A 25,337-nucleotide genomic window follows, 5' to 3' on the forward strand; every position below is an offset into this window, starting at 1 on the left:
ACGGCTTGAAGGCGGTTTGATATGAGCACGGACAAGCTCCACTTCATCGGTGTCGGCGGCGTCGGCATGAGCGGCATCGCCCGGGTCGCCCACGACCAGGGCATGGAAGTCAGCGGCTCCGACTTGAAGGAGAGCCGCTACACCAAGCAGCTGCGCGAGGCCGGCGTGACGGTGTTCATCGGCCAGGACGGCGCGAACATCCCCGAGGGCGATCCCCTCGTCGTGGTGTCCACGGCCATTCTGGAGAACAACCCCGAACTCATCGAGGCCCGCCGCCGAGGCCTGAAGATCTGGCACCGGGCCCAGATGCTCGCACACCTCGGCCGAGATCTGGATACCCTGGCCGTGGCCGGCACCCACGGCAAAACCACCACGTCCTCCATGCTTGCCAGTACCCTGGATGCCATGGGCTGCGACCCCACCTTCCTCATCGGGGGCATCGTGCGGACCTACGGCACCAACGCCCATTCCGGCGCCGGCGCCTACTACGTGGTGGAGGCCGACGAGTCCGACAAGTCCTTCACCTACTTGTCCCCGGCCGCGGCCATCGTCACCAACATCGAGACCGACCATCTGGACCACTACGCGGGCCTTGAGGAGATCTGCGACCAGTTCCGCATGTTCATGACCGGCGTGCGCGAGGGCGGCCCCCTCGTCGTGTGCGGCGATGACCCGCTCCTCCTTGAGGTGGCCCGCTCCACGGGGCGCGCCGTGACCACCTACGGCTTCGGCGAGGCGTGCGACGCCCGCATCACCGGCTGGGAGACGGCCGGGGTGGGCACGCGCTTCACCCTGCGCCTGCCCGACGGCACCGTGGTGGCGAGCCGCATCAAGCAGAACCCGGGCCTGCACAACGTGGCCAACGGCGCGGCGGTGCTCACCCTCATCGCGGCCCTCGGCCTGGATGTTGTCGCTGCCGCCGATAAGCTCGCGGAGTTTTCCGGCGTGCGCCGTCGCTTCGATCTGGCCGGCGAGGCCGGCGGGGTGACCGTGGTGGACGACTACGCCCACCATCCCACCGAGATCGCCGCCACCATCACCGCGGCGAAGGCCCTGGACTTCAAGCGGGTGCACGTGCTGTTCCAGCCCCACCGCTATTCGCGGGCAGCCCTGTTCACCGAGGTGATGCACGACGAGTTCGGCGCCGCCTTCGACGGGGCCGACAGCGTCACTTTCATGGACGTCTATTCCGCTGGCGAGGCGCCGGTGCCGGGTATCACGGGCAAGACCTTCCTCGCCCCCGTCATCGAGCACGGCCACCCGTGCGCCCGCTACGTGCCCCGCCGCATCGACGTGGTGCCCGCCCTCGTGGAGGCCGCCGAGCCCGGCGACCTCATCATCACCATGGGCGCCGGCGATGTGACCGCCATCGCCCCGCAGCTCGTCGACGAGCTGGGACGCTAGGGGAGCCCCATGGCCCGTCATGCCTCACCGCTCCAGTCGCTGCTCGTGGACGACCGATTCGACGGCGACATCTATCCCAACGAGCCCATGAGCCGCCACACCACCTACCGCATCGGGGGCCCGGCCCGCTTCTTCGTGAGGGTGAACTCCATCGGGGCCCTCACGGGCCTCATCGACGTGTGTGCCGATGAGGCCATGCCCTGGATCATGCTCGGCCGCGGCTCCAACGTGCTCGTGGCCGACGAGGGCTTCTCCGGTGTGGTCATCGCCCTCGGCCGCGACTTTCGCTCCTCGCGCTTCGAGGACGGCCGCTTCATGGTGGGGGCCGGTGCCACCCTGTCCTCCGTGGTCCAGGATGCTTTCCGCCGCAACCTCGGCGGCTTCGAGTTCGCCGTGGGCACGCCGGGCACCGTCGGCGGCGCTCTGTGCATGAACGCCGGCTCCCGGGAGGAGTGGATCGGCGAGCGCGTCGTCACGGTCACCACCTACCGGCCCGGCCGGGGCCTGCTGCGACGTCGCGGCTCCGAGATCGATTGGGGCTACCGTACCAGCTCCTTTGCACCTGACGAGGCCATCCTCGAGTGTGAGCTGGCCGCTGTGCCCGCCGACCCCTTCCAGCTGCGCGACCGCATGGAATCGAACCTGGCCCGGCGTCAGCAGACCCAACCTTTGGCTCTGCCCACCTGCGGCAGCGTGTTCAAGAACCCCGAGGGCGCCTCGGTGGGCCGTCTTATCGACGAGGCCGGGCTCAAGGGGGCCAGCGTAGGCGGAGCGCGGGTCTCCGACGTGCACGGCAACTTCATCGTGAACGCCGGCAGCGCCACGGCCGCCGACGTGCGCGCCCTCATGGAGCACGTGCGCCGTTGCGTGCGGGCCAATTACGGCGTCGATCTCGTGCCCGAGGTGCGCCTCGTCGGCTTCGACGGGGCCGGGCGCCCCGGTCGCGAGGAGCGCCATGGCTAGGGGCGGTGCCAACAACCCCCGCTACAACAAGGGGGCGGCCCGGCGCATCGTCGCGGCGTCCGATCGCGCCCCGCGGGCCGCGTCCCGCCCGGCACGCCCTGCCCGGGCCGGCCGCGCCGCCTCGTCGCCGTCGCCCCGCGGCGGCTCCCGCCCGTCACGCTCGGGCCGCGCCTCGGTGAGCTCCGTGCGTCTAGGCGACCTGGACCAGGGCCGGGGGAGTGCCCGGCGAGGCGGCACGCCTCGCACCATCGCCCGACCGAAACGCTCCCGCGGCTTCCGCATCGTCGTGGCCCTCATAGTGGCCGCCGTGCTCCTTGGGGGCACCTACGGCTGCCTGTACTTCTCGCCGACCTTTACCATCGAATCGGTGAAGGTGACCGGCGCCGACCACCTCACCAACGAGGAGATGGCCATCTTGGCCGCCGTGCCCCAGGGCACCACCCTGCTCAACGTGGACACCGGCGCCATCGAGGACAGCGTGGTGCGCGATGCCTGGGTGGAGAGCGTGCGCGTGAGCCGCCTCTTCCCGAATACCCTGGAAATTGCCGTTACCGAGCGCAAGATCGCCGCCGTGGTGGACGTGGCGGCCGACAACGCCAAGACCACCCAGATGTGGGCCATTGCCTCCGACGGCATGTGGCTCATGGAGATCCCCGCCCGCGATTCGGAACTGGGCCAATCCATCAGCCCCCAGATCTTCGAGGACGCCGATGCCGTGCTGCACATCAAGGACGTGCCCTTCGGCCTCACGCCCGAGGTGGGCACCTACTGCACCGACGGGAATGTGAGCAACGCCCTGGCCATCCTCGACGGCCTGTCCACTGAGCTGGCCGAGCAGGTCAAGACCGTGTCGGCCACCGATGCGGCCTCTACCCTGCTCACCCTCGACAACGGCATCGAGATTGCCTTCGGCACCGCCGAGGACATCCGCGACAAGGAGCGCATCTGCCTGACCATCATGGCCGAGCACCCGGGCACGGTGGCCTACATCAACGTCCGCGTTGTCGACCGCCCCACCTGGCGAGCCGTGTAGGGGCGCCCTTCGCGGGCTGTTCTGTCGTATTCATGGACGTGGGCAATCCTTTAGCCGCGCCCATCGTTGCAAAGGGCATCTCATCGTGTACAATATCCCCACATAAAAGCCGTTCGGAGGAACGGCCTTACGGGCGTGCCGTCCGCGGTGCGCGAAGAACGATTGAAACGCAGCATTGAAACGCAGCTAGTGTGGAGGAAACAACAATGGCGAATATCCCTGGCGGAGAGCATCTGGCGGTCATCAAGGTCGTCGGCGTTGGCGGCGGCGGCACCAATGCGGTGAACCGCATGGTGGAGGCCGGTGTGCGCGGCGTCGAGTTCATCGCGGTCAATACCGACCGTCAGGCCCTGCTCATGTCCGATGCCGACAAGACCATCCACATCGGCGAAGAGCTGACGCGCGGCCTCGGGGCCGGCGCGAACCCCCAGGTGGGCTGCCAGGCCGCCGAGGAGAGCCGGGCGGAGATCCGCGAGGCTCTGGCCGAGGCCGATATGGTCTTCGTCACCGCCGGCGAGGGCGGCGGCACCGGTACGGGTGCGGCCCCCATCGTGGCCGAGATCGCCCGCGAGGAGATCGGCGCCCTTACCGTGGGCGTCGTCACCAAGCCCTTCTCCTTCGAGGGTCGCCTCCGTCGCAACCAGGCCGACCAGGGCATCGACCTGCTCTCTCAGAAGGTCGACACCCTCATCGTGATTCCCAACGATCGCCTGCTTGAGATCGTCGATAAGAAGACGTCCATGATCGATGCCTTCCGCATCTGCGACGACACCTTGCGCCAGGGCATCCAGGGCGTCACCGACCTCATCACCATCCCCGGCCTCATCAACCTCGACTTCGCCGACATTCGCACGGTTATGAAGGATGCGGGCACGGCCATGATGGGCATCGGCATCTCCACGGGCGAGAATCGCGCTCTGGATGCTGCCCAGCAGGCTACTTCTTCCAGCCTGCTCGAGTCCTCTATCGCCGGCGCCTCCCGCGTGCTGTTCTCTATCGCTGGCGGCCCCGACCTCACCCTGACCGAGGTGTCCGAGGCGGCTCGCACGGTGGAGGCCTGCGCCGACGACAACGCCAACATCATCTACGGCCAGATTATCGACGAGGAGCTCCGTGATGCTGTGCGCATCACGGTCATCGCCACCGGCTTCAAGGTGGGTGCGGCCCAGTCGTCCATGGACTTCTCTCGCAAGGACCTGTTCGCCCCCACCGAGCCCCCGGCTCCCCAGCCGGCTCAGCAGGCCCCGGTCACCTTCAGCGCCCCGGCTCCGGCGAACCGCTTCGCTGACGAGGACTACATCCCCGACTTCCTGAAGCGCCAGCGCTAGGCCGCCGTCTTCGCCATGGCGCAGACGAGCCTGCCGCTGCCGCGGCTCGAAAACATGAATCTGGGCGCCATCCCGGTGCTCACCGACAATGCGCTCGCCCGCCTCACGGGCGTGCGCATTGCTTTTACGGGCCGTGCGGGCGGGGTGAGCGAGGGGTGCTACGGCTCCTTGAACCTCGGCGGCCATGTGGGCGACGACCCCGCGGCCGTGGCCGAAAACGTGGCCCGCGCCGCCCGGGCCCTCAGCGTCGGCCCCGATGCGGTCGTGACCGCCAACCAGGTTCACGGCACCCGCATCGTCTCCGTGCGCGAAGCGGGCGCCGCTGCCCGCGAGGCCGCCCGGGCCGATGCGGCCGAGGGGGCCGACGGCTTCCTTGTCACCGTGCCCGATACCCTGGCCCTGCTCTGCTTTGCCGACTGCACGCCGATCATCGCCGTGGCTCCCGACGGCTCTTTCGCCGTGGCCCATGGGGGCTGGCGCGGGTGCGTCGGCCACATTGCCAGCACGGCCGTTGCCGATCTCGCCGCGACCGCCTCGGCGGATGCCTCCGAGGTCAACGTGTACATCGGGCCCCATATCGGCCCCTGCTGCTTCGAGGTGGGCGATGACGTGGCCGCCCGGTTCCGCGATGCCTTCGGTCCCGTCTGCATGGGGCCTGACGGCCGCCATGTGTCCATGGCCGCTGCCATCCGGGCCGATCTCGCCGCCATCGGCATCGATGGGGCCCGCGTGGCCGAGGCCGGCATGTGCACCCAGTGCCATTCCGAGCAGTACTTCTCCTACCGGGCCTCGGGCGGCCGCTGCGGCCGCCATGGAGCCCTGGCCTGTCGATTGGAAAGGTGATTCCCGTGAGCGTGGAAGACCAGTACCGCCGCGTCGCCGCCGAGGTGGCCGCGGTATGCGAGCAGTGCGGGCGCGAGCCGTCCGATGTGCGCCTCATCGCCGTGTCGAAAACCGTTGGCCCCGAGGGCGTGGCTGCCGCCATGGAGGCCGGCGCCCGGGACTTCGGGGAGAACCGCCCCGATCAGCTGGTGGCCCGGGCCGCCCAGTTCCCCGAGGTGCGCTGGCATTTCATCGGCAACATCCAGTCGCGGCGCATTCCCGATATCGTGGGTGCGGCCGCTCTCATCCACTCGCTTCACACCCTGCGCCATGGGCAGAAGATCAACGAGGCGGCCGCACGCCTCGGCACGGTGCAGGACGTGCTGGTGGAGGTGAATGTCTCGGGGGAGGCCTCCAAGAGCGGCGTCGCCCCCCAGGAGGCGCTCATGCTTGTGCGGGCGCTGGCGGCACTGCCCCATCTGCGGGTGCGCGGCCTGATGACCATGGCGCCCCAGGGCGACCCCGCCGCTGCCGAGGCCGCCTTCCGGGGGCTTGCGGTCCTGGCAGGGGAGATTCGCCCCTCCCTGGGCGACGCGGAAGCAGGGGCCTTCACCGAGCTATCCATGGGCATGAGCGAGGATTGGCCCTGCGCCATCGCCTGCGGCGCCACCATGGTGCGCGTTGGCCGTGCTATCTTTAGCGATTCTTTCGAGGAGTAGTAGCGAACCTGCTATGATGGTGGATGGCTTACGGCAGGGCGCTCCCTTGCGTCCCTGAGACCTTATACGAGCAAGGGCGACTGCGGGTCGCCGCGGAAACGAAGCAGGAGGCCCCATGGACCTGAACGACGGCAAGCGCATGTTCGGCGATATCAAGTCGAAACTGGGTTTCGGTCGCAAGGACGACTATGAGGAGTACTACGACGATTACGAGGAATACGACGACGAGGGGGAGGACTACGGCGAGTACGGCTACGACGAGAGCTATACCCGCACCTCGTCCCGCAGCTCCTTCGACCGCTACGACTCGGTGACCACCCGCGAGCCTGGGACGCGCTCCGCAGGCCGTTCCACCATGCCGCGCCTCGTGTCCATCGACGATGTGCGGGCCCGTACCCAGGTGCCGTCCCTGCCCGACGATAACGCCGTCAGCTCGCGCCGCTCTGTCGGCTCCAGTTCCTTCCGCACCATGGTGGATTCCTCGCTGCCGCCCCAGATGACCCCCGAGGGCACCGCTGCCGCCTCCGCTGCGGCCTCGGCGGCCCATCAGGCCCGCTCCGAAGGGCTCAACTCGCTGTTTGAGCCCACGGCTCCAGCGCCGAGCGAGGAGCGTCCGGCCGCCCGCAGCAGCTTCACGGGGGCCAGCGCCTTCTCCGGTTCCCGCACGGTGCCTTCCCGCACCCTCAAGGTCATCAAGCCCGCGGCCTACAACGATGCCGAGGCGGTCTCCACGGCCCTTAAGCTCGGCGACGCCGTGGTACTCTGCCTGGTGGGCACGCCCGACGCTCTCTCCAAGCGCATTCTCGACTTCTCCTTCGGCGTGGCCAGCGCCCTCGATGCCAATGTCGAGTGCGTGGGCAACAAGGTGTTCGCCCTCACCCGCGTGAACGAGCTGTCCGAGGCCGAGCGCTCGTACCTGCGCAGCCAAGGTCTCGTCTAGGCCGTCCCTTCCGAAACGGCCCGGCAACACCGGGGCCGCGAAGCGTTCTAAGGAGCTTTCCCCATGCTAACCTCTCTCCTCATCCGTCTGGCGGATGCGTACTCCATGATCATCTTCGTCTATGTGATGATGTCGTGGCTTCCGAATACGCAGACGGGCATTATCGGCGACATCTACCGGGCCCTCGGGAAACTGTGCGACCCGTACCTGAATTTGTTCAGGAAATTGATTCCGCCCCTTGGAGGTATGGTGGACGTAACTCCCATCATCGCCTTGCTTGTATTACAATTCGGGGTACGCTTGCTGGTAGTGCTCTTCTAAAGTCAGACGACCGGCATACAAACAACAACGGGAACGAGAAGGGCTAGGGTAACATTCATGGCTATCACCGCTTCTGACATCCACAATCAGAGCTTCTCCATCGATCGCAAGGGCTACGACGTCGACGAGGTCGATGTCTTCCTCGAGCACGTGGCCGACGAGATCGACGTGCTGAACGACACCATCGCCCACCTGCAGGCGCAGTTGGAGGAGGATCGCTTCAGCGGCTTCGACGCTCCGGCCTCCGCCACGGTGGCCATTGCCGAGACCGTCTCCTCGGTTGACACCGCCGAGTTCGATGCCCAGCTCGCCCAGAAGGACGCCATCATTGCCGACTTGGAGCGCCAGCTCAACGACAAGCGCGCCGACGACAACGCTATCGCCCAGGCCCTCATCATCGCCCAGCGCTCCGCTGACGAGATCCTTGCCAAGGCCAACGCGAACGCCACCGAGACCATCCAGGACGCCCGCGATGAGGCTCAGCGCATCATCGATCGTGCCAACACCGATCGCCAGGACGTCATCGACGCTATTCGCAAGCTCCAGGACGATCGCGAGGACGCCCGCGAGGAGTACGCCGACCTGCTGAAGGACATCATCTCCGATGCCTCCCGCAAGCTGGCCGACATCGGTGCCAACGTGCCCGCGGCTGCTGCCGCGGCCGGCGACGGCGATTACGATGTGGCTTCCGGCATGACGGGAACCTTCGAGATCGACGAGTACGTGGCCCCTTCGTCCTACGTGACTCCGGCTGCCCCCGCGGCTCCGGCTGCTGCCGGCATGGCCGTGGCCGCCGCCACGCCGGTTGCCTCGGCCTATGAGAAGGATCTCTCCGGCTTCGGCGACGCCGACGACTTCGAGTTCGAGGAAATCGACTAACCTGCCGCAATCCCTCGTCAGAGAAAGAGAAAAGGCCCTTCGGGGCCTTTTCCTTTTTGGTGCGTCGAGATTCTCCCTCTGTGGCAAGTTTTCGTCGTTTTCCAACATCGCACTGCCCGCGATGACGCCATCGAGGCCATGGAGATGCCTGGACGTATGGTCGGACGGGCAATTTGCGCGGTGAAGCCCGCTCCTCTTCGCCACAGGTGTTGGAAAACGGCGAAAACTTGCCCCATTCGCCTGCGTTCTGCGCATAGAGCGACTGCGGGACTGGGGATAATGGGAGGAAAACGAGCGGGCCTATAAGCCGGGTTCTGTCGGGGACGGCCATTTATCTCGAACGCGAGTCGCCTCGCGCCTCTAGCACGCAACCCGAGCGCACGGCGGGCCACCGTATGGCGCTCCTATTTGCGCTTGCTCCAGATGGGGTTTACCAAGCCGCGCTGTTGCCAGCGCGCTGGTGCGCTCTTACCGCACCGTTTCAGCTTTTCTCCCGTTTCGTGCGTGCCGCGCAGGCGACACGTTTCGCGCGGGGGAGTCTTCTTTTCTGTGGCACTTTCCGTCGGGTCGCCCCGCCCAGCCGTTAGCTGGCATCTTGCCCTGCGGAGCCCGGACTTTCCTCGCACCCCGAAGGGTACGCGGCCGTCTGGCCCGCTCGCCTGTGGTATTGTAGCAGAAAGGACGGAACTTGCCAGAAGGGACTTTCGTGATCACCTACGCTCTTGTCGGCGCCTCGGATTTCAATGGCGCCCATTTCGTCGCCTGGGACCGGGAGGGCGCGTTCGACTGTGTGATCGCCGTGGATGGCGGCTTCGCATCCCTGGAGGCCCTCGGGCGCGTGCCCGATTTGGCTCTGGGCGACTTCGACTCGCTGAACTATGTGCCCGAAGGCGTGCCCGTGCGCAGGTTTCCTCCCGAAAAGGACGCTTCGGACATGGAGCTGGCCCTGGAAGAGGTCGTGGCCCGCGGGGCTGCGGCCGCGGTGGTCTACGGGGCCCTCGGCGGCCGGCTCGATCACACGCTCGCGAATCTGTCGCTTCTGGCCTCGTTCGCCGAGCGCGGGCTGGACGTGATGGCCGTGGGGGAGCGCGAGCGCATCGCACTGCTGGTAGGGCCGGGCGAGCTGCTGGTCGAGGCGGCCGACGAGGGCATCGTGTCGGTTTTCTCCCTTTCCGATGTGGCCACCGGCGTGTGCGAGGAGGGACTGAAATACGGACTCGACCACGTCGCGCTCACCAATCGCACGAGCTGGGGCCTATCCAACGAACTCGTGGGCACGGCCGCCCGTATCTCCGTCGAAAGCGGCACCTTGGCCGTGTTCCTGCCCCTGTAGGCTCCTCATTGCCGCAGGGTTCCCTATACTGATCTGACAACCGCATACCTGGGGAGCTTGCAGCCGCCGCATGCGCGTGCGGCCGGGCAGGCTGAGAGGAGGCGCCGCATACGCCTCGACCCGCCGAACCTGCTGTGGGTAATGCCAACGAAGGGAGTTTTATGATCGAAGACCGCACGACGCCCGCATCTGCCGCCGCCTCTGGGCCGGCCTCCGCGCCTATCACCCAAATGGATTATGCCCGTGCCGGCATCGTCACGCCCCAGATGGCCGCCGTGGCCGCCGCCGAGGGCCGCGAGCCCGAGGCCATCCGCGCTGCCGTGGCCGCCGGCCGCATCGCCATTCCCTCCAACATCCACCATGCGAGCTTGGCACCGGGCGGCGTGGGCTCCACCTTGGACGGCGTGCCGCTGACCACCAAGGTGAACGTGAACCTCGGTATCTCTGGCGACTTGGCCGACGAGGCGACGGAATGGGAGAAGGTGGCCGTGGCCCTGGAACTGGGGGCCGATGCCATCATGGATCTGTCGAACTCCGGTAAGACGCGCGCCTTCCGCACGAAGCTTATCGAGCAATCGCCGGCCATGATCGGCACGGTACCCATGTACGATGCCATCGGCTATCTGGAAAAGTCCCTCATCGCCATCACGCCCGAGGACTTTTTGGAAGTGGTGCGGGCCCATGCGGAAGACGGCGTGGATTTCGTCACCATCCACGCGGGTATGAACCGCCGGGTCATCGAGTCGTTCAAGGAGACGGGCCGCCTGACCAACATCGTCTCCCGCGGCGGCTCCCTCATCTTCGCCTGGATGGAGGCCACGGGGCGCGAGAACCCCTTCTATGAGTACTACGACGAGGTACTGGCCATCCTGCACGAGCACGACGTGACCATCTCGCTGGGCGATGCCATGCGTCCCGGCAGCGGCTACGACGCCACCGACGCGGCGCAGATCGCCGAGCTCATCGAGCTGGGGAAGCTCACGCGTCGCGCTTGGGATGCCGGCGTGCAGGTGATGGTGGAGGGCCCGGGACATATGGCCCTCGACGAGATCGCCGCCAATATGAAGCTGCAGAAGCGTCTGTGCCACGATGCCCCCTTCTACGTGCTGGGGCCGCTCGTGTGCGACATCGCCCCCGGCTACGACCATATCACGGCCGCCATCGGCGGGGCCGTTGCGGCCACTGCGGGCGCCGACTTTTTGTGCTATGTGACCCCGGCCGAGCACCTGCGCCTGCCCGACGCGGCCGATGTGCGCGAGGGATTGGTGGCCACGAAGATCGCCGCCCACGCCGCCGACATCGCCAAGGGCGTGCCCGATGCCCGTGACCGCGACAACCGCATGAGCGACGCCCGCCGGCGCGTGGCCTGGGACGAGATGTTCGATCTGGCCCTGGATCCGGCCCGCGCCCGCGCTGTCTTCGAGAGCGCTCCGCCCTCCACTGAGGGCACCTGCACCATGTGCGGCAAGATGTGCGCCATGAAGACGGTGAACGACATCATGGACGGACTCACTGTTTCGTTGTCCTGACGGACAACGAATTAAGCCGACGCTGTGGCTCCGATAGGCACCTGGCCTTGCCCCTTGTTTCGCACGCGGCGTTGGCCGAAGCCAACTTGGTGCGAAGGCGGGGCAATTCCAGGCACCTATCGGACCCTCGCTGACATGGGTTCAACCCGGGAGGTAAGAACATGTTCGATAAGAGAAACCTGAAGGCCGCGTTGCGCCTATACGCGGTGACCGACAATGCGTGGCTGGGGGAGCGTACCCTGGCCTCGTGCGTGGAAGAGGCGCTTGAGGGAGGCGCCACCTTTGTGCAGTTGCGCCACAAGGGGGCCGATGGGGCCGCGCTGCGCACGGAGGCCGCCGAGCTTTTGGCCCTCTGCCGGGCGGCCGGGGTTCCCTTCGTGGTGAACGACGATGTAGAGTGCGCGCTCGCGGTCGGCGCCGACGGGGTGCACGTGGGCCAAGACGACATGGCCTGCGAGCGGGCCCGGGCGCTGCTCGGCCCCGATGCCATCGTGGGCGTGAGCACCCAGACGGTAGAGCAGGCCCGCGCTGCCGAGGCCGCCGGCGCCGACTATCTGGGAGTGGGCGGCGTGCGCGGTACGGCCACCAAGCCCGAGGCTGGCGTGCTCGCACCCGAGGAGTTCCGCGCCATTGCCGCGGCGGTGGATATCCCCATCGTGGCCATCGGCGGCATCAACGGCGACACGCTGCCACTTCTGGCCGACCTGAACGTGGACGGCGCCGCCGTGGTGAGCGCCATCTTCGCCGCCGACGATATAGCGGCGGCGACCCGCGAGCTTTCCCGTATCATGGATGACGTGCTGCCCCGTGAACCGAGAGGCGCGGGCCGCGAACCTTGGCCGGGCCGCGTTACGGCCGCCATCGAGAGAGGAAGACCAACATGCTGGGAGACGAGAACAACAACGATCTGGTGAACCTGGACGCCATCGACCGCGCGAAGTGCGCCCTGCTCGTCATCGACGAGTTGGGCGACCCCACGGGCACGCCTTTGGAGGCGCTGCTGCTGCCTCCGATGCGCCAGACGGCGCGCCTGACCACGGCTGCCCGCGCTGTCGGCATGCCCGTCATCTTCTCCAACGACGCGCACCTGCCCGGTATCGACCGTGAGCTGGCGCTGTGGGGCAACCACGGCATCGCCGGCACGCCCCAGGCCCAAACGTCCCCGCTTTTGGACCCGCAGCCGACCGACTACGTGATGGAGAAGCGCCGCTACAGCGGCTTCTTCCAAACGGGGCTGCTTCTGCTGCTGAACGAGCTGGGTGTGGACACGCTCATCTGCTGCGGCATGGACACGAACATCTGCGTGAAGCACACTGTGGCCGATGCCTACTTCAACAACTTCAACATCATCGTCGTGGATGACGCGACGGCAACCTTCCTCGTGGGAAACCAGGAGGAGGGCATCGAGTATATGAAGGTGTGCTACGCTGCAAAGGTCATCGATACCGATGAGGCCATGAAGTTCATCGAAGGCTAAAAAGCCCTCGATGAACAGGAGGGAGAGGTGCCCCTGGAGCACCTCTCCCCGATAAAAAGCCCGTCGTGCAGTATTTCTAAGCTTCTGCGCCGTCCCATCCGGTCAAAGTCGCGCAATGGGTGCCGGCGATGCGGCCGGAGGCAATGGCGTCGGATACGTTGCCGCCACCATTGTACATATAGGGATAGGGGGCTCCGAACTCCCCCGCCGCGTACAGGCGGGGAATGGCGCTCCCCTTCGTGTCGAGCACCTCGCCATTGACGGTTTTGCGCGGGCCGCCCTGGGAGTTCAGCATGCCATAGGACAGATCGAGCGCGTAAAAGGGTCCCTCGATGGGCACGAGGTCGAAGGCCTCGATGGACACCTGGGATGCGCCTTCGCCATAGCCGACTGAGGAGGCTCCCGCATCGAAGAAGTAGTCGTCGAGCACCTCCTCTCCGCGGTGGAACTTCCCATCGGTTCCTCGCGCGGCATCGGCGTTGTACTCTTCGATGGTGGCCGCGAGGGTGGCGGGGTTGTATCCGAGCTTCTCGGCCAGTTCCTCGATGGTGTCGCCCTTCACGAGAATGCCGAGGTTCATGAAGCCGTCGTTGTCGGTGGCACCGATGTAGGACGGATGCACATTGGACCATCCGATGCCGAACCCCGTCGGGTCAACCACGGGGCCTGCATCGACGAGGCCCTGGCCCAGGATGACGTGGGAGTTGTCCGGTACGGTGATGAGGGGCCACACGCCGCGCTCCTTCACCTTGCCGTGGCGGTTGTGGTCGGCCGTCTCCTCGTACATGAAGCGGTTGCCCTCGCCGTCAACGTATATGAACTCCTTGGTTTTGAACGCGGGCAGACTCGCCAGCCCCGACTCGGCGCTCTGGATGCGCAGGCCCACGCCGCCCCCTGCAAAGGCGTTCATATGCCATAGATCGGCGCCGATGTCCATGACCATCTTGAAGCCGTCGCCCACATTGTAGGGACAGCCAAAGAAGAAGGACTGGGAGCAACCTGTGTTGGGGAAATAATCGCGCACCATGGCGGGGTTGTTCTCGAAGCCTCCGCAGGCCAGAACGACACCCTTGTTCGCCTTGTAGCTCGCACCGTCGGCTATGACTCCGAAAACCTCGTTGGTCAGGGTGTCGTAGACGAGATCGGTGGCTCGGGTGCCGAAATGCATTTCGACACCGGCGTCCTCGGCGGCCTCGTAGAGCGCATCCCATGTCTTCATCCCCGTTGCGGGATTCACGATATAGGTTTTAATGCCGTCGCCCCCCTCTACGCTGGGAAACTCCGGCGAGGCGAATTTGGCGAAGACCATCTCGTAGCCGAGGTCGGTGAGCCAGGGCAGATTGTCAACGAGCCCCTGGGACCATGTGTGGACAATATCTGGATCGACGATGTAGCCGCCGTTGAGGTTCGTCTGATAGGTCACGCCTTTCTCGACGCTGTCGGGCACCATGATGATGTTCCCCGATACGCGGGTGTTGCCGCCGCACTCTTCCTCGGGCGACACTTCGAGCAAGATGACGCTCGAATTGCCCTGGCGTCCGGCAATGCCGGCGGCAAGCCCTGCTCCGCCGCTGCCAACGACGATGATATCGGCTTCGAAATCCCAGGCCTCGGGCATGTTCTTTGCCGTTTGGGGCGCCCCGGTGCTTCCCAGGGGCTCTGCTTGCGGTGCTTCCGTGCCGCTGCAGGCGGCAAGGCCCAGGGCTGCGGTTCCCAGGGCGGTCACGCCCGCGCCTTTTAGAAATCCTCGACGGCTGAAGTTCGTTTCCATAGTTTTTCTCCTCGATGATTAGTGGTCGTGACAGGTGTTGCATTCGTAGACATCGGCGTGATGGCAGTTTCGGCAGGTGGCCGGGGCCGCCTCAGCCGGGGTGTCGGCTGTGTGCAGTTTGTGGCATGACGAGCAGTTGATCGAGGCGTGGTCCTCGGATTCCGGTAAGTCGTGGGGGTTTACCGTGGTGCCATTCTTGTCGGTGAGGACGGTGACATCGGCAGTGTCCGCCGCTATCTCGGTCATGTCGTGGCAACCGCTGGCGAGGCAGGTGTCCCGTGCGACGACCGTGCGCTTGAGGGTGGCCTTCTTCTTCTCGGAATCCAGTGTCACCTTTGCGTGGGCGCGCTCCATGTTCGGATCGTTATGGCAGGTCATGCACTGATCTTTCATGGCAGCGTGTTGCGAGGCGGGGCAGCTGGCGTCGTCGAAGGAGGCGACGTCGTCCCCGTGGCAGGTGCCGCAGTCGGAATCGACCGACCAGGTGAAGGCCGCGGCCTCCGCGGTACCCTCAGATTCGACGGCCGCAGGTTCGCCATCGGTGGGAGCCGCCTGCGGCGCGCAGGCGCCGAGTGCCCCGGCAAGGGCGAAAGCCGCCGCAACGGCGGCGATGATTCTCAATCGGTTCGATCTCATGGGATGCTCCTCTCGGAGGGACCCGGCGAGGGGGGGTCGCCGGGTCCGGGAATGTGCGATGTGGATCGTTCAGAGGGCCTGCGCGGACCCTCTAGGCGACGTCCCAGGGCTCGAGGGCCGCGGCACCCTGGCCGGCGATGCGGCCGGTGGACACGGCCTCGCTGATGTTGCCGCCGCCGTTGTACATGTAGGCGTAGATGCTGCCGAACTCGCCCGCGGAGAACAGGCGCGGGATGGGGTTGTCGGAAAGATCGAGCACCTGGCTCTTGCCGTCGCGCTTCGCGCCTCCCTGGGTGTTCAGCAGGCCGAGGGCGATCTCAGTGCCGTAGAAGGGGCCTTCGATTTTCTGGAGCGGGAACGCCTCGATGGCCAGTGACTCGGTGCCATGTTCGTCACCGGCAATGGCGTCGGTACCTTCGGCGGCGTTGAAGAGGTTGGAGGCATACACCTCGGTGCCGCGGCCGAACTCATCGGGCTCGCCGGCGTCGATGGCGTCGTTGTACTTCTTCAGGGTGGTAGCCAGCTTCTCGGCGGGATATCCCAGCTTATCAGCAAGCTCCTCAATGGTGTCAGCCTTGAACATGATGCCCGCATCGATGAGCTCCTGGTTGGTGGTGTAGCCCTTCTCCATAATGACGGGCCAGGTCATGTAGGTGATGGCGCCGAAGATGTCGTTGGCTCCGCATTGACCGCCCATAATGAGGTGCGATCCTGACGGAATGGGGATAAGAGGCCACACGCCGCGGTCTTTCTGTTTGCCGTGACGCTGGATGCTGCGCGTCTCCTCATACATGAAGCGCTCGCCCTCGCCGTTGACAAGGATGTAATCAATGCCTACCGGATAGGGAATATTGGAGGTGGGAGAATCGGAGCTGATGGCACGAACGTTATAGCTGGACGCGGCATAGCTGTTCATGTGCCACAGCTGGGCGCCGATTTGCTGGGCCATACGCACGCCGTCGCCCACATTGTATGGAGAGCCCAGCGCGAAGGGCTTCGGGCAGCCCATGGAAGCCATGTAGTCCTGCAGCATATCCGGGTTGCCAGAGAATCCTCCGCAGGCGAGGACGACGCCGCGGCGGCCCTTGAAGGTGCGCCCGTCTTCCGTGCGAACGCCGTAGACCTCTTTAGTCTCGTAGTTGTAGATGAGCTCGGTGGCCCGTGCCTCGTAGGCAACCTCGACACCGAGCTCGTCGGATTTCTCCATAAGGGGGATCCACAGCGAGGACATGCCGCAGATTCCGTCCACATAATAAGTCTTGATGTGCTCTCCGCCGGTGATGCCGGGGAATTCCGGACGGGCTGCGGTGGCGTCACCGAGCACGAAGTCGAGGTCTTCGGTCAGCCACTCGTAGTTGCCCACGACGCCGTCGGCCCAGGCCTGCATGAGCTCGGGCTCGACTGTATAGGGGCCATTCAGCTCGGTCTGGTAGGCGATGGCGCCATCGACGTCGTCGGGAATCATGAGCATGTCGCCGGAGACGCGCGTGGTACCGCCAGCGTCCTCCTCAGGGGCGGCTTCCAAGGCCACGACGCTTTCTGCGCCGCTCATCTTCGCCGCGATGGCCGCTGAGAGACCGGCGGCGCCCAAGCCCACTACTACGACGTCGGTCTCAACATCCCAGCTCTCGGGGAGGTTGCCGTTGATGCCGGCGTCGGCCAGCGGCTCCTCGGGGTTCGACGAGCATCCGGCCATGCCGGTCACGGCCAGGCCTGCGGCCGCAAGGGCGCTTCCCCTAAGGAAGTTGCGACGGGAAAGGTCCTCGTGCTCTGCGGTGTAGAAATCCTTTTTCATGGATCCTCCTTCATGGAAATGCCGGATTGTCCGACGTTGACATGCTGCAAGTGCCTCGTAACCCCACGGCAGCTTGCGGGGCCAGACTACGATGGAGGGGAGCCCCGCGGAAGCGCCGATGCGGCGCTATGTGAATCCAAGTTGGAATCAGTCCAGATGGCACGGGGGGTTGAGGGATATTTCCAAAAGGGAATAAGGTGGAGTTGCATTGGAAACAACAGTGCGTTGCGAGGGGGTGCGCTCGTCGCGATGTCTTTGTATGATAAAGGGAGTTCTTTCAGGAACCGGGGATGCAAGGGGAGGAAAATGGATATCAGCTATTGCGAGGAGCTCTCGATGTTGGCGGAGTGTCTCAGCTTCCGCAAGGCAGCGGCGCGGCTCTTCATCACGCAATCGACTTTGAGCAAGCACGTGACAGCGGTTGAGCGCGAGGTGGGGTTTCGTATTTTCGAGCGCAACACTCAGAAAGTGTCGTTAACGGAGAGCGGCGCGGTCTTCGTGGAAGGGCTCAAGGATGTCGTGAACTCCTACGAGACGGTGCTGCGCGAAGCGCGAGACTGTCAAGCCGATCGGGATGCCACCGTGCGCGTGATGGGTCCACTGCTCAACGCGCAACTTGCCTCCATCGTCTCCCTTGCCGCCTCCCAAGTGGCCGAGCGCCGTGCCATTAAGGTGTCCATGGCCGAGGTCGGTGTGCGCGATTACGAGGAGAGGCTCATCGGGGGCGACGCTGATGTGGCAGTGGGATTCCGCTATGCCGAGGCCTCTCCCGAGCTGTGCTATGAGCATCTCTTCTGCCTGCCCTTCGGCATTGCCTGCCATGCGTCGCATCCTCTCGCAGAGCGGCATCCGCTCTCTTTCTCGGATCTCGCCGGCGCCCGCATGATGTCCTATCCCATGGAGGAGCGTGCTTCATATCATGCATTCGTGCGAGAAGCGAAGGAGCGTCACCATCTCCATACGGCTATCGAGCATCTCGATCCAGATGCGCTTTGCTTTCCCAGCACGACTGACAGCGTTATCTTCGGCGTGCATTTCCCCGACTACTCGCGCTTCGGGGGAGATATCGTGGCCCGCCCCCTCGATGACATCACCGATGTGTTCGACGTGTGCGTCGTGTGTCGGCTCTCTGAGGACAATGAGACAGTGCTCGACCTGTTCGATGCCATTGTCGACTGTGCGAGAAACACCGACATTTCGGATTAGCCGTCCTCCGGCTGCTTCTGGCATCCTTGTGGTACGCTTTCCGGGCATTGTTCTTTGCCGGGCCGCAGCGGCCGATCCGGCTCCCAGAAAGGAACGCCATGAAAGCAGTCCTCACCATTGCCGGATCCGACTCGAGCGGCGGGGCGGGCATTCAGGCCGATCTGAAGACCATCGTTGCTCACCGGCTCTTCGGCGAGAGCGTCATCACGGCGCTCACGGCCCAAAATACCACGGGTGTGGCCGGCGTGCTCGATGTGGATCCCGCCTTCGTAGGCGCGCAGATCGACGCCGTGTTCGAGGATATCCGCCCCGATGCGGTGAAGATCGGCATGGTCTCGTCGCCGGCCATCGTCCGCGCCATTGCCGATGGGCTGCGCCGGCACGGTGCCGCCAACATCGTGGTGGACCCGGTGATGGTGGCCACCTCGGGCTCGGCGCTCATCGCTGATGCGGCGGTGGACGCGCTGGTGGCCGAGCTGTTCCCCGTGGCCGCGGTCGTCACGCCGAATATTCCCGAGGCCGAAGTGCTCGCCGGCATGGCCATCGCTTGCCCCGAGGACGTGCAGCGCGCCGCCGAGCTGATCGCCGAGCGCATCGTGGCGGCCCGGCAAACGGCATCCGACTTCGCCGACAGCGACGCGCCCGTTCCCGCCATCATGATCAAGGGAGGTCACGGGGTGGGCGAGCCCGATGCGGCCGACGATTACCTGCGTCTGGATCACAGCGAGCATGTTTGGCTGCGCGGGCCGCGCATCGAGACCTGCAACACCCACGGCACGGGCTGCTCCCTTTCCTCGGCCATCGCCTGCAACCTGGCCCAGGGCTTTGCCGTCGATGTGGCCGTGCGCGAGGCCAAGGCCTACGTGGCCGGCGCCCTGGCAGACGGGCTTGATCTGGGGCGCGGCAGCGGTCCTCTGAACCACATGTGGCGCTACGGTCCGGTGCCCTGCTAGGATCGCGTCCATCGTCCCCGGGTGCCCGAAAGGCCCCGCGGCTTTTTCGCCCGGCCCTTCCGCCGGCTTTCCCATGACATCGGCCAAGGCCCCGGCTTATCGGGGTCTTTTGTTCCCCCTAACCTCTTTACAATGTAAAGTAAAATCGCTATGATGCGCATTGCACTGCTAACTTTACAGTGTAAGGCCCGTGTGGCAATGAAGGAAAGGACGGGTCTGAGGTATCTGGCGAACCCGTGAGAGGGGTTCGGGGAGAGAAGGAGGAACCATGAAGGAGAGAAGCGTATCCCGGCGCGATTTCCTGCGCGGCGCCGGCACCATGGGCGTCGCCGCGGGCGCGATGGCTGCCCTGGGCGGTGCGGGCGTGGCGGTGGCTGCCGAAGAGGGTGCCGCGGCTGAGAGCGCCTATGGCCTCGCGTGCGAGACCGGCTGGGTGCCCGTGAAGAAGGCCGCCTGCCCGGGCCCGCGCGGCCCGGTGGGCTTCGAGGATCGCGAGATCGCCGCTGACGAGATTGCGGCCACGGAAGATTGCGACATCGTCGTGGTCGGTGCTGGCATCGCCGGCCTCATGGCGGCCCTGAAGGGCGCCGAGGAGGGCGCCAATGTCATCTGCGTCGAGAAGATGACCAAGGGCCGCGGCTGTTTCGAGTGCTTCGGTGCCGTGGGCGCGAAGTGCCAGGAGGGTATCGAGATCAACAAGGTGCACCTGCTTGACGAGATGTACCGCGCTGCCTACTGGCGCGTGCGCCCTGAACCCATTCGCACCTACGTGGACCGCTCCGGCGAGGCCACCGACTTTTGGCAGGCCATGCTCGACAAGGGCGCCAACGGCTTCGTCATCAGCAAGGTGGAGCAGGCTCCCTCCACCAACGGCATGCCGGCTATGACTCAGCTCATCGATACCGAACTCGGCTTCTACGACAGTCCCTGCCTGCCGCCCGATGCCGGCGTGCGCTCCGGCTACTCGGGCATCTACGTCTGCCTGGAGATGCAGGAAGTGGCCAAGCAGTACGATAACCTCCAGCTGCGCTTCTCCACCCCGGCCGTGCAGCTCGTGCGCGAGGGTGAGCGGGTCGCCGGCATCATCGTGAAGAACGCCGACGGCACCTACGGCCAGATCAATGCCGCCAAGGGCGTCATCCTGGCCACGGGCGGCTACGATGCCAACCCCGAGCTTATGGAGGCCTGGACCCGTCCTGAGGATTACGCCACCTCCAGCTGGTGGAATCCCGGTTGGGGCACCACCGGAGACGGCCATCTTATGGGCCTTAAGGTGGGCGCTCAGATGGACCCCTGCCCGCAGCCGGTCATGAACTTCCGCTGGGGCAACCCCGACTCGTTCTTCGATGCCCGCACGTGGAACGCCATCTACTTCGGCCTCATGATCAATCCCGAGGGAAAGCGCTTCGTCCGCGAGGATCTGCCGTTCCAGAGCGTATCCAACGCCCAGAACGCCCAGCCCGGCTACGGTGCCGGCTGCTTCCAGGTGTTCGATGAGAACATGATGGAGGGCATGGGCGACGACGCCACCATTCAAGAGTTCAAGGACAAGGGCTGGCTCTTCGAGGGCGCCACGCCCCAGGAGCTGGGTGCCGCCTGCGGCATCGACGGGGACAACCTCGCCGCCACCATCGAGCGCTACAACGGATTTTTCGCCGGCGGCGTGGACGAGGACTTCAACCGCGATCTCATGGCCACCATGCCGTTCACGGGCACGCGCTTCTTCGCCCTGACCACTAACAGCTGCGTGCTGGCCACGGGGGGCGGTCTTACCATCAACGGCGACTGCCAGGTGCTCGACACCGATGACAAGGTCATCGGCGGCCTGTACGCCGTGGGCAACGCCTCGGGCAATTTCTTCGCGGGCAACTACCCGCGTCATATTCCGGGAACGTCCATCGGCCGCGCCATCACCTTCGGCTATGTGGCCGCCGAGCACGCGATGAAGGGGGAGTAGTCCTATGAAGAAGAACATGATCAAGCTGGCCGGCGTGGCCTGTGTGGTGGCCCTCTGCGCGGCCCTGGCCGCCTGTGCGCCGGCGACTCAGCCCGCGACCGACGGTGCCGCCGACGGCGCCCGCACCGAGATGGCCGATACGGGCGACGGCATGTACGTCTCCGACGAGCAGTGCCTGTCCTGCCACGGCGGCTCCTACGACGCCCTGGCCTCCACAACGGCCGACTACGGCCTGTCGAACCCGCATGGCTCCATTCACGGCGGCCCCAACTCCTGCGTGAACTGCCACGCCCGGGACAAGGAAGTCACCGACAACCAGTGCGACAACTGCCACAGCTGGCCCCATAACCCCGAGCAGGGCCCGGGAGCCGCGCTCCAAGCGGCCTAGGGGTCGGGGTCTGGATTCCAGATGGGGAAGAAGGCGGCGCGCTCCTCGCGGGCGCGCCGCTTTTCTATACTTGCCTTACGAGATAAACGCGACGGAGAAGGGAGTCGCCCCCATGGGACATGCCCCGGCCGCTAAGGAGCGCCCGGCGCTCACGCGCGACCACATCGTTCAGGTGGCGACCGAGCTTATCGAACGGGAGGGCCTTGGCGCCTTCACCATGCGCGCGCTCGGCCGCGATCTGGGCGTGTCGGCCATGGCGGTGTACAGTCACTTCGTTTCCCGCGACGAGGTTCTCTGCGCGGTGCTCGAGCGGTTCATGGGCACGATGGATACCGATCCGGTTCCCGGGGAGCGTTGGGACGACACCCTGCGCCGCACCATGACCTCCATCTACCGGGAGGAGCTGGCCCATCCCGAGGTGGCCTCCATCGATGTGAACCCCCAGGCAGCCGGCAACGGCCTGGCTGCCCATACCGAGAAGATCGTGAGCCTGCATTTGGCCCAGGGCATGCCCGAGCCGGTGTTGCGTCAGGCCTGGGCTATGGTGGACGCCTATCTCACCGGATTCGTCGGCAACGCCATTGCCTTGCAGGCTGAGGCGGAGCGGAAGGGGGTTTCCGCTGCCGAGCTGAGGGAAGAGGGAGGGGGCGGCGCTGACGGGAAGGCGGCTGCGGCGCCGCTGTGGCAGCGCATCGTGCGAAGCGCCTACACCGAGGAGGCCTTCGCCCACGGCGTGGAGATCATCATCCAGGGCATCCGTGCTCTGTCCGCCCCCGATCCCTGCGCATGGCGCACTCCCGAGGAATAGCCTGTCGCTTGCGAACAGCTTCCGATTCCACAGGGCTCCACGCCGCCCGAGGGCAGACCGCGCTGTCTCTGCCGCCCGTACCGCTTGAGGGCTATTCCGAAAAAAGCGAAAATTAGGTCTTGACGGACAGCCCCTCCATCATTAATATAATCACCTGCGCTTACCGCTTTAGCGGTTCGTGCGAAGAATTGTCGTTGGGGTGTCGTCTAATGGCAGGACAGCGGTTTCTGGTGCCGTATGTGAGGGTTCGACTCCTTCCACCCCAGCCATTTTCATCGCGCGAAGCACTATGTGGCTCCGTCGTCTAGCGGTTTAGGACGCCGCCCTCTCAAGGCGGAGGTCGCCGGTTCGAATCCGGTCGGAGCTACCAAGAACTCACGAGCCGCCTGCGGGCGGCTCTTTTCATGTCTGAGCGATGGCGGTCGTCGCCGGGGCGAGGGGTAGCCGCGAGGCCGCGGTGTCCCGCACCCTGCGGCTGTTAAAGGGACGAGGCTGGAGTTCGTCTAGTCGAACGGACGGCGGAAAGGGTCTCCATGGAATTTCTCATCGTGTGCCCGCTGGCGCTCATCGCCGGCTTCGTCGATGCCATCGCCGGCGGGGGAGGGCTCATCTCGCTGCCCGCTTACTTCTTCGCCGGCCTTTCCGCCCATGCCGCTATCGCCACCAACAAGCTGTCGAGCACCCTGGGCACCGCTGTGGCCTGTGTGCGCTATGCGCTCTTCGGCTATATGGTGAAGCGGTTCGTCGTCGTGGGTGTCGCGTGCGGTCTTGCGGGCTCGGCGGTGGGGGCGAATCTGGCCCTGCTCGCCGACAGCACGGCACTCATGGTGTTCATGCTCGCGGCCCTGCCGCCCGTGGCCGCGCTCGTGTTTCGCGCCAAGGATTTGAACCGCTTCTCCGAACACCCTCTGCCACCGTGCCGAGCTCTTCTGGCCACCGGCGCCATCGCCCTGGCCGTGGGCGTCTACGACGGCTTCTACGGGCCGGGCACCGGCACTATTCTCATGCTGTTGCTCACGGCCCTCGGCCGCCAGGATGTGAAGTGTGCCGCCGGCACCACCAAGGCCATCAACCTGGCCACCAATGCAGCGGCGCTCGCCGTGTTCCTTGCCAGCGGTCAGGTGCTCGTCGGCCTGGGGCTTGCTGCCGCTGCCTTCAATATCGCGGGCAACTGGCTCGGCTCCGCGTTCTTCGACAAGAAAGGGGCGCTCATCTTGCGCCCCATCATGCTGCTCGTTATGGTGCTGTTCGCCGGAAAGCTCCTGGCCGACCTCTTCGTCTAGGCAAGGCTCCGGGCGAAGGCCCGCAGGGCCTCGGGCTCGTTGGGAACCTCGCCGTCGATGACGCCGTCCAGGCACGCGTCCAGGATGCGTCCCACCTCCGGCCCGGCCGGAACGCCCAGGGCCATGATATCGCGGCCGTCCAAGGCGAGCTGCTTGACGGAGAACGCCTCATCGGCGGCGAGCACTTCCCTCATCAGTCGCCGCAGCTCTTCAGCCAGTTCGGCCCGCGGGGCGCAGAAGGGCGCCTGGGCCAGGGCATCGGCCCGCTTCAGATCGCACAGGGCCTCGAACATCTCCGGTCGGCCGCTAAGCCGCCCCAAAGCGCGGCGCACGGCCCGCCCGTTCGCGGGGATCACGTCGTCATGCACCCGCACCAGCACCGGCACATCGCGCCGTAGCCAAGCGGGAAAGGGGAGGCGGTGCATGATGCCGCAGGCCAGCTGCTCGCTGATCCAGGGATGCCCGTAGAAGTGCTCCACCTCCTCGCCGTCGCGCACTTCGAAGAAGGCCGCCGCCGGCTTGCCCATATCATGAAAAAGCGCTGCCCAGCGCGTGATGGGCCTGGGAGGTGTGTGCTGCACCGCCCAGGCCGTGTGTTCCAGCACATCATATATATGGTACTTCGTCACCTGGGGGCAGTCCTTCATGGCCACGAGCTCCGGGAGCACGAAGGCCAGCACATCCACGCAGGTCATAAGGGCATCGCGCACGTAGTCACCGCAAATGAAGCGCTCCAGCTCGCGGTAGACGCGCTCGCCCGACACCTTCCGCAGCAGGTGTTTCGAGGCCATCATGGCATCGAAGGTGGCCCCGTCCAGTGAGAACCCCAGCTGCGAGGCGAACCGGCAGGCTCTCAGAATGCGCAAGGCGTCCTCCGAAAACCGCGTCAGGGGGTCGCCCACGCAGCGAATGATGCCGGCCTCAAGGTCCGCTATGCCCCCGAAGGGGTCGATGAGACCGCGCTCGGGATGATAGGCAAGGGCGTTGACCGTGAAATCCCGGCGCAGAAGGTCTTCCTCGATGGTGGCGACCGGGGTCACCCGGTCGGGATGACGCCCATCGCTGTAGGTGCCGTCGCAGCGGTAAGTGGTAATTTCCAACGGCTCCCCGTCGCGGATAACCGTGATAGTGCCGTGGGCCGCGCCTGTCTCAATCGTCTTCCATCCCGCTTCCTGAAAGGCGCTCCGCACGACGGTCCAGGGAAGATTCGTGGCAACGTCCACATCATGGATCTCGCGCCCCAAGAGGGCGTCGCGCACAAAGCCGCCTACGCACCAGCCCTCGCCGTCGGTTCCCTCTAATATGCTAAGGGCTTCCCGCGCAACCACGGGAAGGGGGAGGCGTACCGCATCCTCTGCTTCGCCAAGGATCGTGGGAGCGCCGGGGGTCGATCCGTCCACGATGGCCCGGCTGAAACCGCCGTCGGGGTCATTCCCGAATTGGAAGGGGCGTGCGCTGGTATTGGGGTTGCGACCGTGCTTCATGGCTCATCCTTGTCCGTGGCTGCGACGATCTGCCCAGTATAGTGGTCTTATGCGGCTCCAAAGCGGCAGATATCCTCGATGGTGGAAAAATTTTTCAAGAAATTTGAAATCCCCCCTTGCGCGATCCGCCGGACGGTGTATCATATGCAGTCCGCGCTCGGGGAAGGCGCGGCCGCCGGGCCCCAGGGCCGCGGGCGGGGGACGGCCCCGAAAGAATTTCGAAAAAAGTTCTTGACAAGACCGGAGCCGACCTGTAAAGTACTTCCTTGCGCCGCTCGCGAGAGACGGCGGCGGGCGAGGCCCGCGGA

At 65.5% G+C, this 25,337-nt stretch carries 23 protein-coding genes, 2 tRNA genes and 1 other RNA gene; 21 read left to right on the forward strand and 5 right to left on the reverse strand.

Annotation, left to right across the window (positions count from 1 at the left end):
• Positions 1 to 21 precede the first annotated feature (21 nt).
• The 9 genes from murC to AAK988_RS10175 all read left to right on the forward strand — a co-directional run bounded on the left by murC (position 22) and on the right by AAK988_RS10175 (position 8,409).
• Positions 22 to 1,404 (forward strand): UDP-N-acetylmuramate--L-alanine ligase, encoded by a 1,383-nt coding sequence (murC, locus tag AAK988_RS10135; RefSeq protein ID WP_242369747.1) that lies wholly within the window; start codon positions 22 to 24, stop codon positions 1,402 to 1,404.
• A 9-nt stretch (positions 1,405 to 1,413) separates the two neighbouring features.
• A complete protein-coding gene (murB, locus tag AAK988_RS10140; protein ID WP_135971538.1) occupies positions 1,414 to 2,367 on the forward strand; it encodes a UDP-N-acetylmuramate dehydrogenase in 954 nt (317 codons plus the stop codon).
• Positions 2,360 to 3,400, forward strand: coding sequence for a cell division protein FtsQ/DivIB (locus AAK988_RS10145; RefSeq protein WP_369873679.1), 1,041 nt, complete (start codon positions 2,360 to 2,362; stop codon positions 3,398 to 3,400). Before murB ends, AAK988_RS10145 begins: the two co-directional genes overlap by 8 nt.
• A 206-nt stretch (positions 3,401 to 3,606) precedes the next feature.
• Positions 3,607 to 4,728: a cell division protein FtsZ gene (gene ftsZ, locus AAK988_RS10150; RefSeq protein ID WP_151431959.1), complete on the forward strand. Its 1,122-nt coding sequence runs from the start codon at positions 3,607 to 3,609 to the stop codon at positions 4,726 to 4,728.
• Between the two features lie 15 nt (positions 4,729 to 4,743).
• Positions 4,744 to 5,571, forward strand: a complete 828-nt coding sequence (locus AAK988_RS10155; protein ID WP_369873678.1) for a purine nucleoside phosphorylase YfiH/LACC1 family protein — start codon at positions 4,744 to 4,746, stop codon at positions 5,569 to 5,571.
• Between the two features lie 5 nt (positions 5,572 to 5,576).
• Positions 5,577 to 6,269 carry a YggS family pyridoxal phosphate-dependent enzyme gene (locus AAK988_RS10160; protein ID WP_369873677.1) on the forward strand — a complete coding sequence of 231 codons (693 nt, stop codon included), beginning with the start codon at positions 5,577 to 5,579 and terminating at the stop codon, positions 6,267 to 6,269.
• Positions 6,270 to 6,384: 115 nt separating this feature from the next.
• Positions 6,385 to 7,209, forward strand: coding sequence for a cell division protein SepF (locus tag AAK988_RS10165; RefSeq protein WP_135971167.1), 825 nt, complete (start codon positions 6,385 to 6,387; stop codon positions 7,207 to 7,209).
• 63 nt (positions 7,210 to 7,272) lie between these two features.
• Complete coding sequence (locus tag AAK988_RS10170; protein ID WP_369873676.1) at positions 7,273 to 7,530, forward strand: YggT family protein; 258 nt, start codon at positions 7,273 to 7,275, stop codon at positions 7,528 to 7,530.
• Between the two features lie 57 nt (positions 7,531 to 7,587).
• Positions 7,588 to 8,409 carry a DivIVA domain-containing protein gene (locus AAK988_RS10175; RefSeq protein WP_135971169.1) on the forward strand — a complete coding sequence of 274 codons (822 nt, stop codon included), beginning with the start codon at positions 7,588 to 7,590 and terminating at the stop codon, positions 8,407 to 8,409.
• A gap of 287 nt (positions 8,410 to 8,696) precedes the next feature.
• Here the strand turns inward: AAK988_RS10175 and rnpB are convergent.
• Positions 8,697 to 9,067: RNase P RNA component class A (gene rnpB, locus AAK988_RS10180), an RNA gene on the reverse strand.
• A gap of 48 nt (positions 9,068 to 9,115) precedes the next feature.
• Here rnpB and AAK988_RS10185 point away from each other — a divergent pair.
• From AAK988_RS10185 to AAK988_RS10200, 4 genes are all read left to right on the forward strand, one after another.
• Positions 9,116 to 9,742 carry a thiamine diphosphokinase gene (locus AAK988_RS10185; RefSeq protein WP_369880698.1) on the forward strand — a complete coding sequence of 209 codons (627 nt, stop codon included), beginning with the start codon at positions 9,116 to 9,118 and terminating at the stop codon, positions 9,740 to 9,742.
• 161 nt (positions 9,743 to 9,903) lie between these two features.
• Entirely contained in the window at positions 9,904 to 11,271 is a 1,368-nt protein-coding gene (thiC, locus tag AAK988_RS10190; RefSeq protein WP_369880700.1) for a phosphomethylpyrimidine synthase ThiC, read from the forward strand.
• A gap of 161 nt (positions 11,272 to 11,432) precedes the next feature.
• Entirely contained in the window at positions 11,433 to 12,185 is a 753-nt protein-coding gene (gene thiE, locus AAK988_RS10195; RefSeq protein ID WP_369880701.1) for a thiamine phosphate synthase, read from the forward strand.
• Positions 12,152 to 12,748, forward strand: a complete 597-nt coding sequence (locus AAK988_RS10200) for a cysteine hydrolase family protein (protein ID WP_369880702.1) — start codon at positions 12,152 to 12,154, stop codon at positions 12,746 to 12,748. The genes thiE and AAK988_RS10200 overlap by 34 nt, the downstream gene beginning before the upstream one ends.
• 76 nt (positions 12,749 to 12,824) lie before the next feature.
• On the opposite strand, the gene AAK988_RS10205 is transcribed toward AAK988_RS10200, so the two are convergent.
• From AAK988_RS10205 to AAK988_RS10215, 3 genes are all read right to left on the reverse strand, one after another.
• On the reverse strand, positions 12,825 to 14,519 hold the full coding sequence (locus AAK988_RS10205) for an FAD-binding protein (protein ID WP_369880703.1): 1,695 nt from the start codon (positions 14,517 to 14,519) through the stop codon (positions 12,825 to 12,827).
• An 18-nt stretch (positions 14,520 to 14,537) separates the two neighbouring features.
• Positions 14,538 to 15,155: a hypothetical protein gene (locus AAK988_RS10210; RefSeq protein WP_369880704.1), complete on the reverse strand. Its 618-nt coding sequence runs from the start codon at positions 15,153 to 15,155 to the stop codon at positions 14,538 to 14,540.
• A 91-nt stretch (positions 15,156 to 15,246) separates the two neighbouring features.
• A complete protein-coding gene (locus AAK988_RS10215) occupies positions 15,247 to 16,950 on the reverse strand; it encodes an FAD-binding protein (RefSeq protein ID WP_369880705.1) in 1,704 nt (567 codons plus the stop codon).
• A 306-nt stretch (positions 16,951 to 17,256) separates the two neighbouring features.
• Between AAK988_RS10215 and AAK988_RS10220 the strand changes: the two genes are divergently transcribed.
• The 8 genes from AAK988_RS10220 to AAK988_RS10255 all read left to right on the forward strand — a co-directional run bounded on the left by AAK988_RS10220 (position 17,257) and on the right by AAK988_RS10255 (position 23,545).
• Positions 17,257 to 18,156, forward strand: coding sequence for a LysR family transcriptional regulator (locus AAK988_RS10220; RefSeq protein ID WP_369880706.1), 900 nt, complete (start codon positions 17,257 to 17,259; stop codon positions 18,154 to 18,156).
• A 98-nt stretch (positions 18,157 to 18,254) separates the two neighbouring features.
• Entirely contained in the window at positions 18,255 to 19,109 is an 855-nt protein-coding gene (gene thiD, locus AAK988_RS10225; protein ID WP_369880708.1) for a bifunctional hydroxymethylpyrimidine kinase/phosphomethylpyrimidine kinase, read from the forward strand.
• Positions 19,110 to 19,377: 268 nt separating this feature from the next.
• A complete protein-coding gene (locus tag AAK988_RS10230) occupies positions 19,378 to 21,066 on the forward strand; it encodes an FAD-dependent oxidoreductase (protein ID WP_369880710.1) in 1,689 nt (562 codons plus the stop codon).
• A gap of 4 nt (positions 21,067 to 21,070) precedes the next feature.
• Complete coding sequence (locus AAK988_RS10235) at positions 21,071 to 21,454, forward strand: cytochrome c3 family protein (RefSeq protein ID WP_151432088.1); 384 nt, start codon at positions 21,071 to 21,073, stop codon at positions 21,452 to 21,454.
• Between the two features lie 112 nt (positions 21,455 to 21,566).
• Positions 21,567 to 22,262: a TetR/AcrR family transcriptional regulator gene (locus tag AAK988_RS10240; protein ID WP_135971178.1), complete on the forward strand. Its 696-nt coding sequence runs from the start codon at positions 21,567 to 21,569 to the stop codon at positions 22,260 to 22,262.
• A 195-nt stretch (positions 22,263 to 22,457) separates the two neighbouring features.
• Positions 22,458 to 22,531, forward strand: a tRNA-Gln gene (locus AAK988_RS10245).
• Positions 22,532 to 22,555: 24 nt separating this feature from the next.
• A tRNA-Glu gene (locus AAK988_RS10250) sits at positions 22,556 to 22,632 on the forward strand.
• A gap of 163 nt (positions 22,633 to 22,795) precedes the next feature.
• Positions 22,796 to 23,545 carry a sulfite exporter TauE/SafE family protein gene (locus AAK988_RS10255; RefSeq protein WP_369880712.1) on the forward strand — a complete coding sequence of 250 codons (750 nt, stop codon included), beginning with the start codon at positions 22,796 to 22,798 and terminating at the stop codon, positions 23,543 to 23,545.
• Here AAK988_RS10255 and AAK988_RS10260 read toward each other — a convergent pair.
• Complete coding sequence (locus AAK988_RS10260; protein WP_369873661.1) at positions 23,542 to 25,029, reverse strand: CCA tRNA nucleotidyltransferase; 1,488 nt, start codon at positions 25,027 to 25,029, stop codon at positions 23,542 to 23,544. The two genes, AAK988_RS10255 and AAK988_RS10260, sit on opposite strands and share 4 nt — an antisense overlap.
• Positions 25,030 to 25,337 lie beyond the last annotated feature (308 nt).

The sequence above is a fragment of the Adlercreutzia muris genome (genome assembly GCF_041223505.1).
GTDB lineage: Bacteria > Actinomycetota > Coriobacteriia > Coriobacteriales > Eggerthellaceae > Adlercreutzia > Adlercreutzia muris.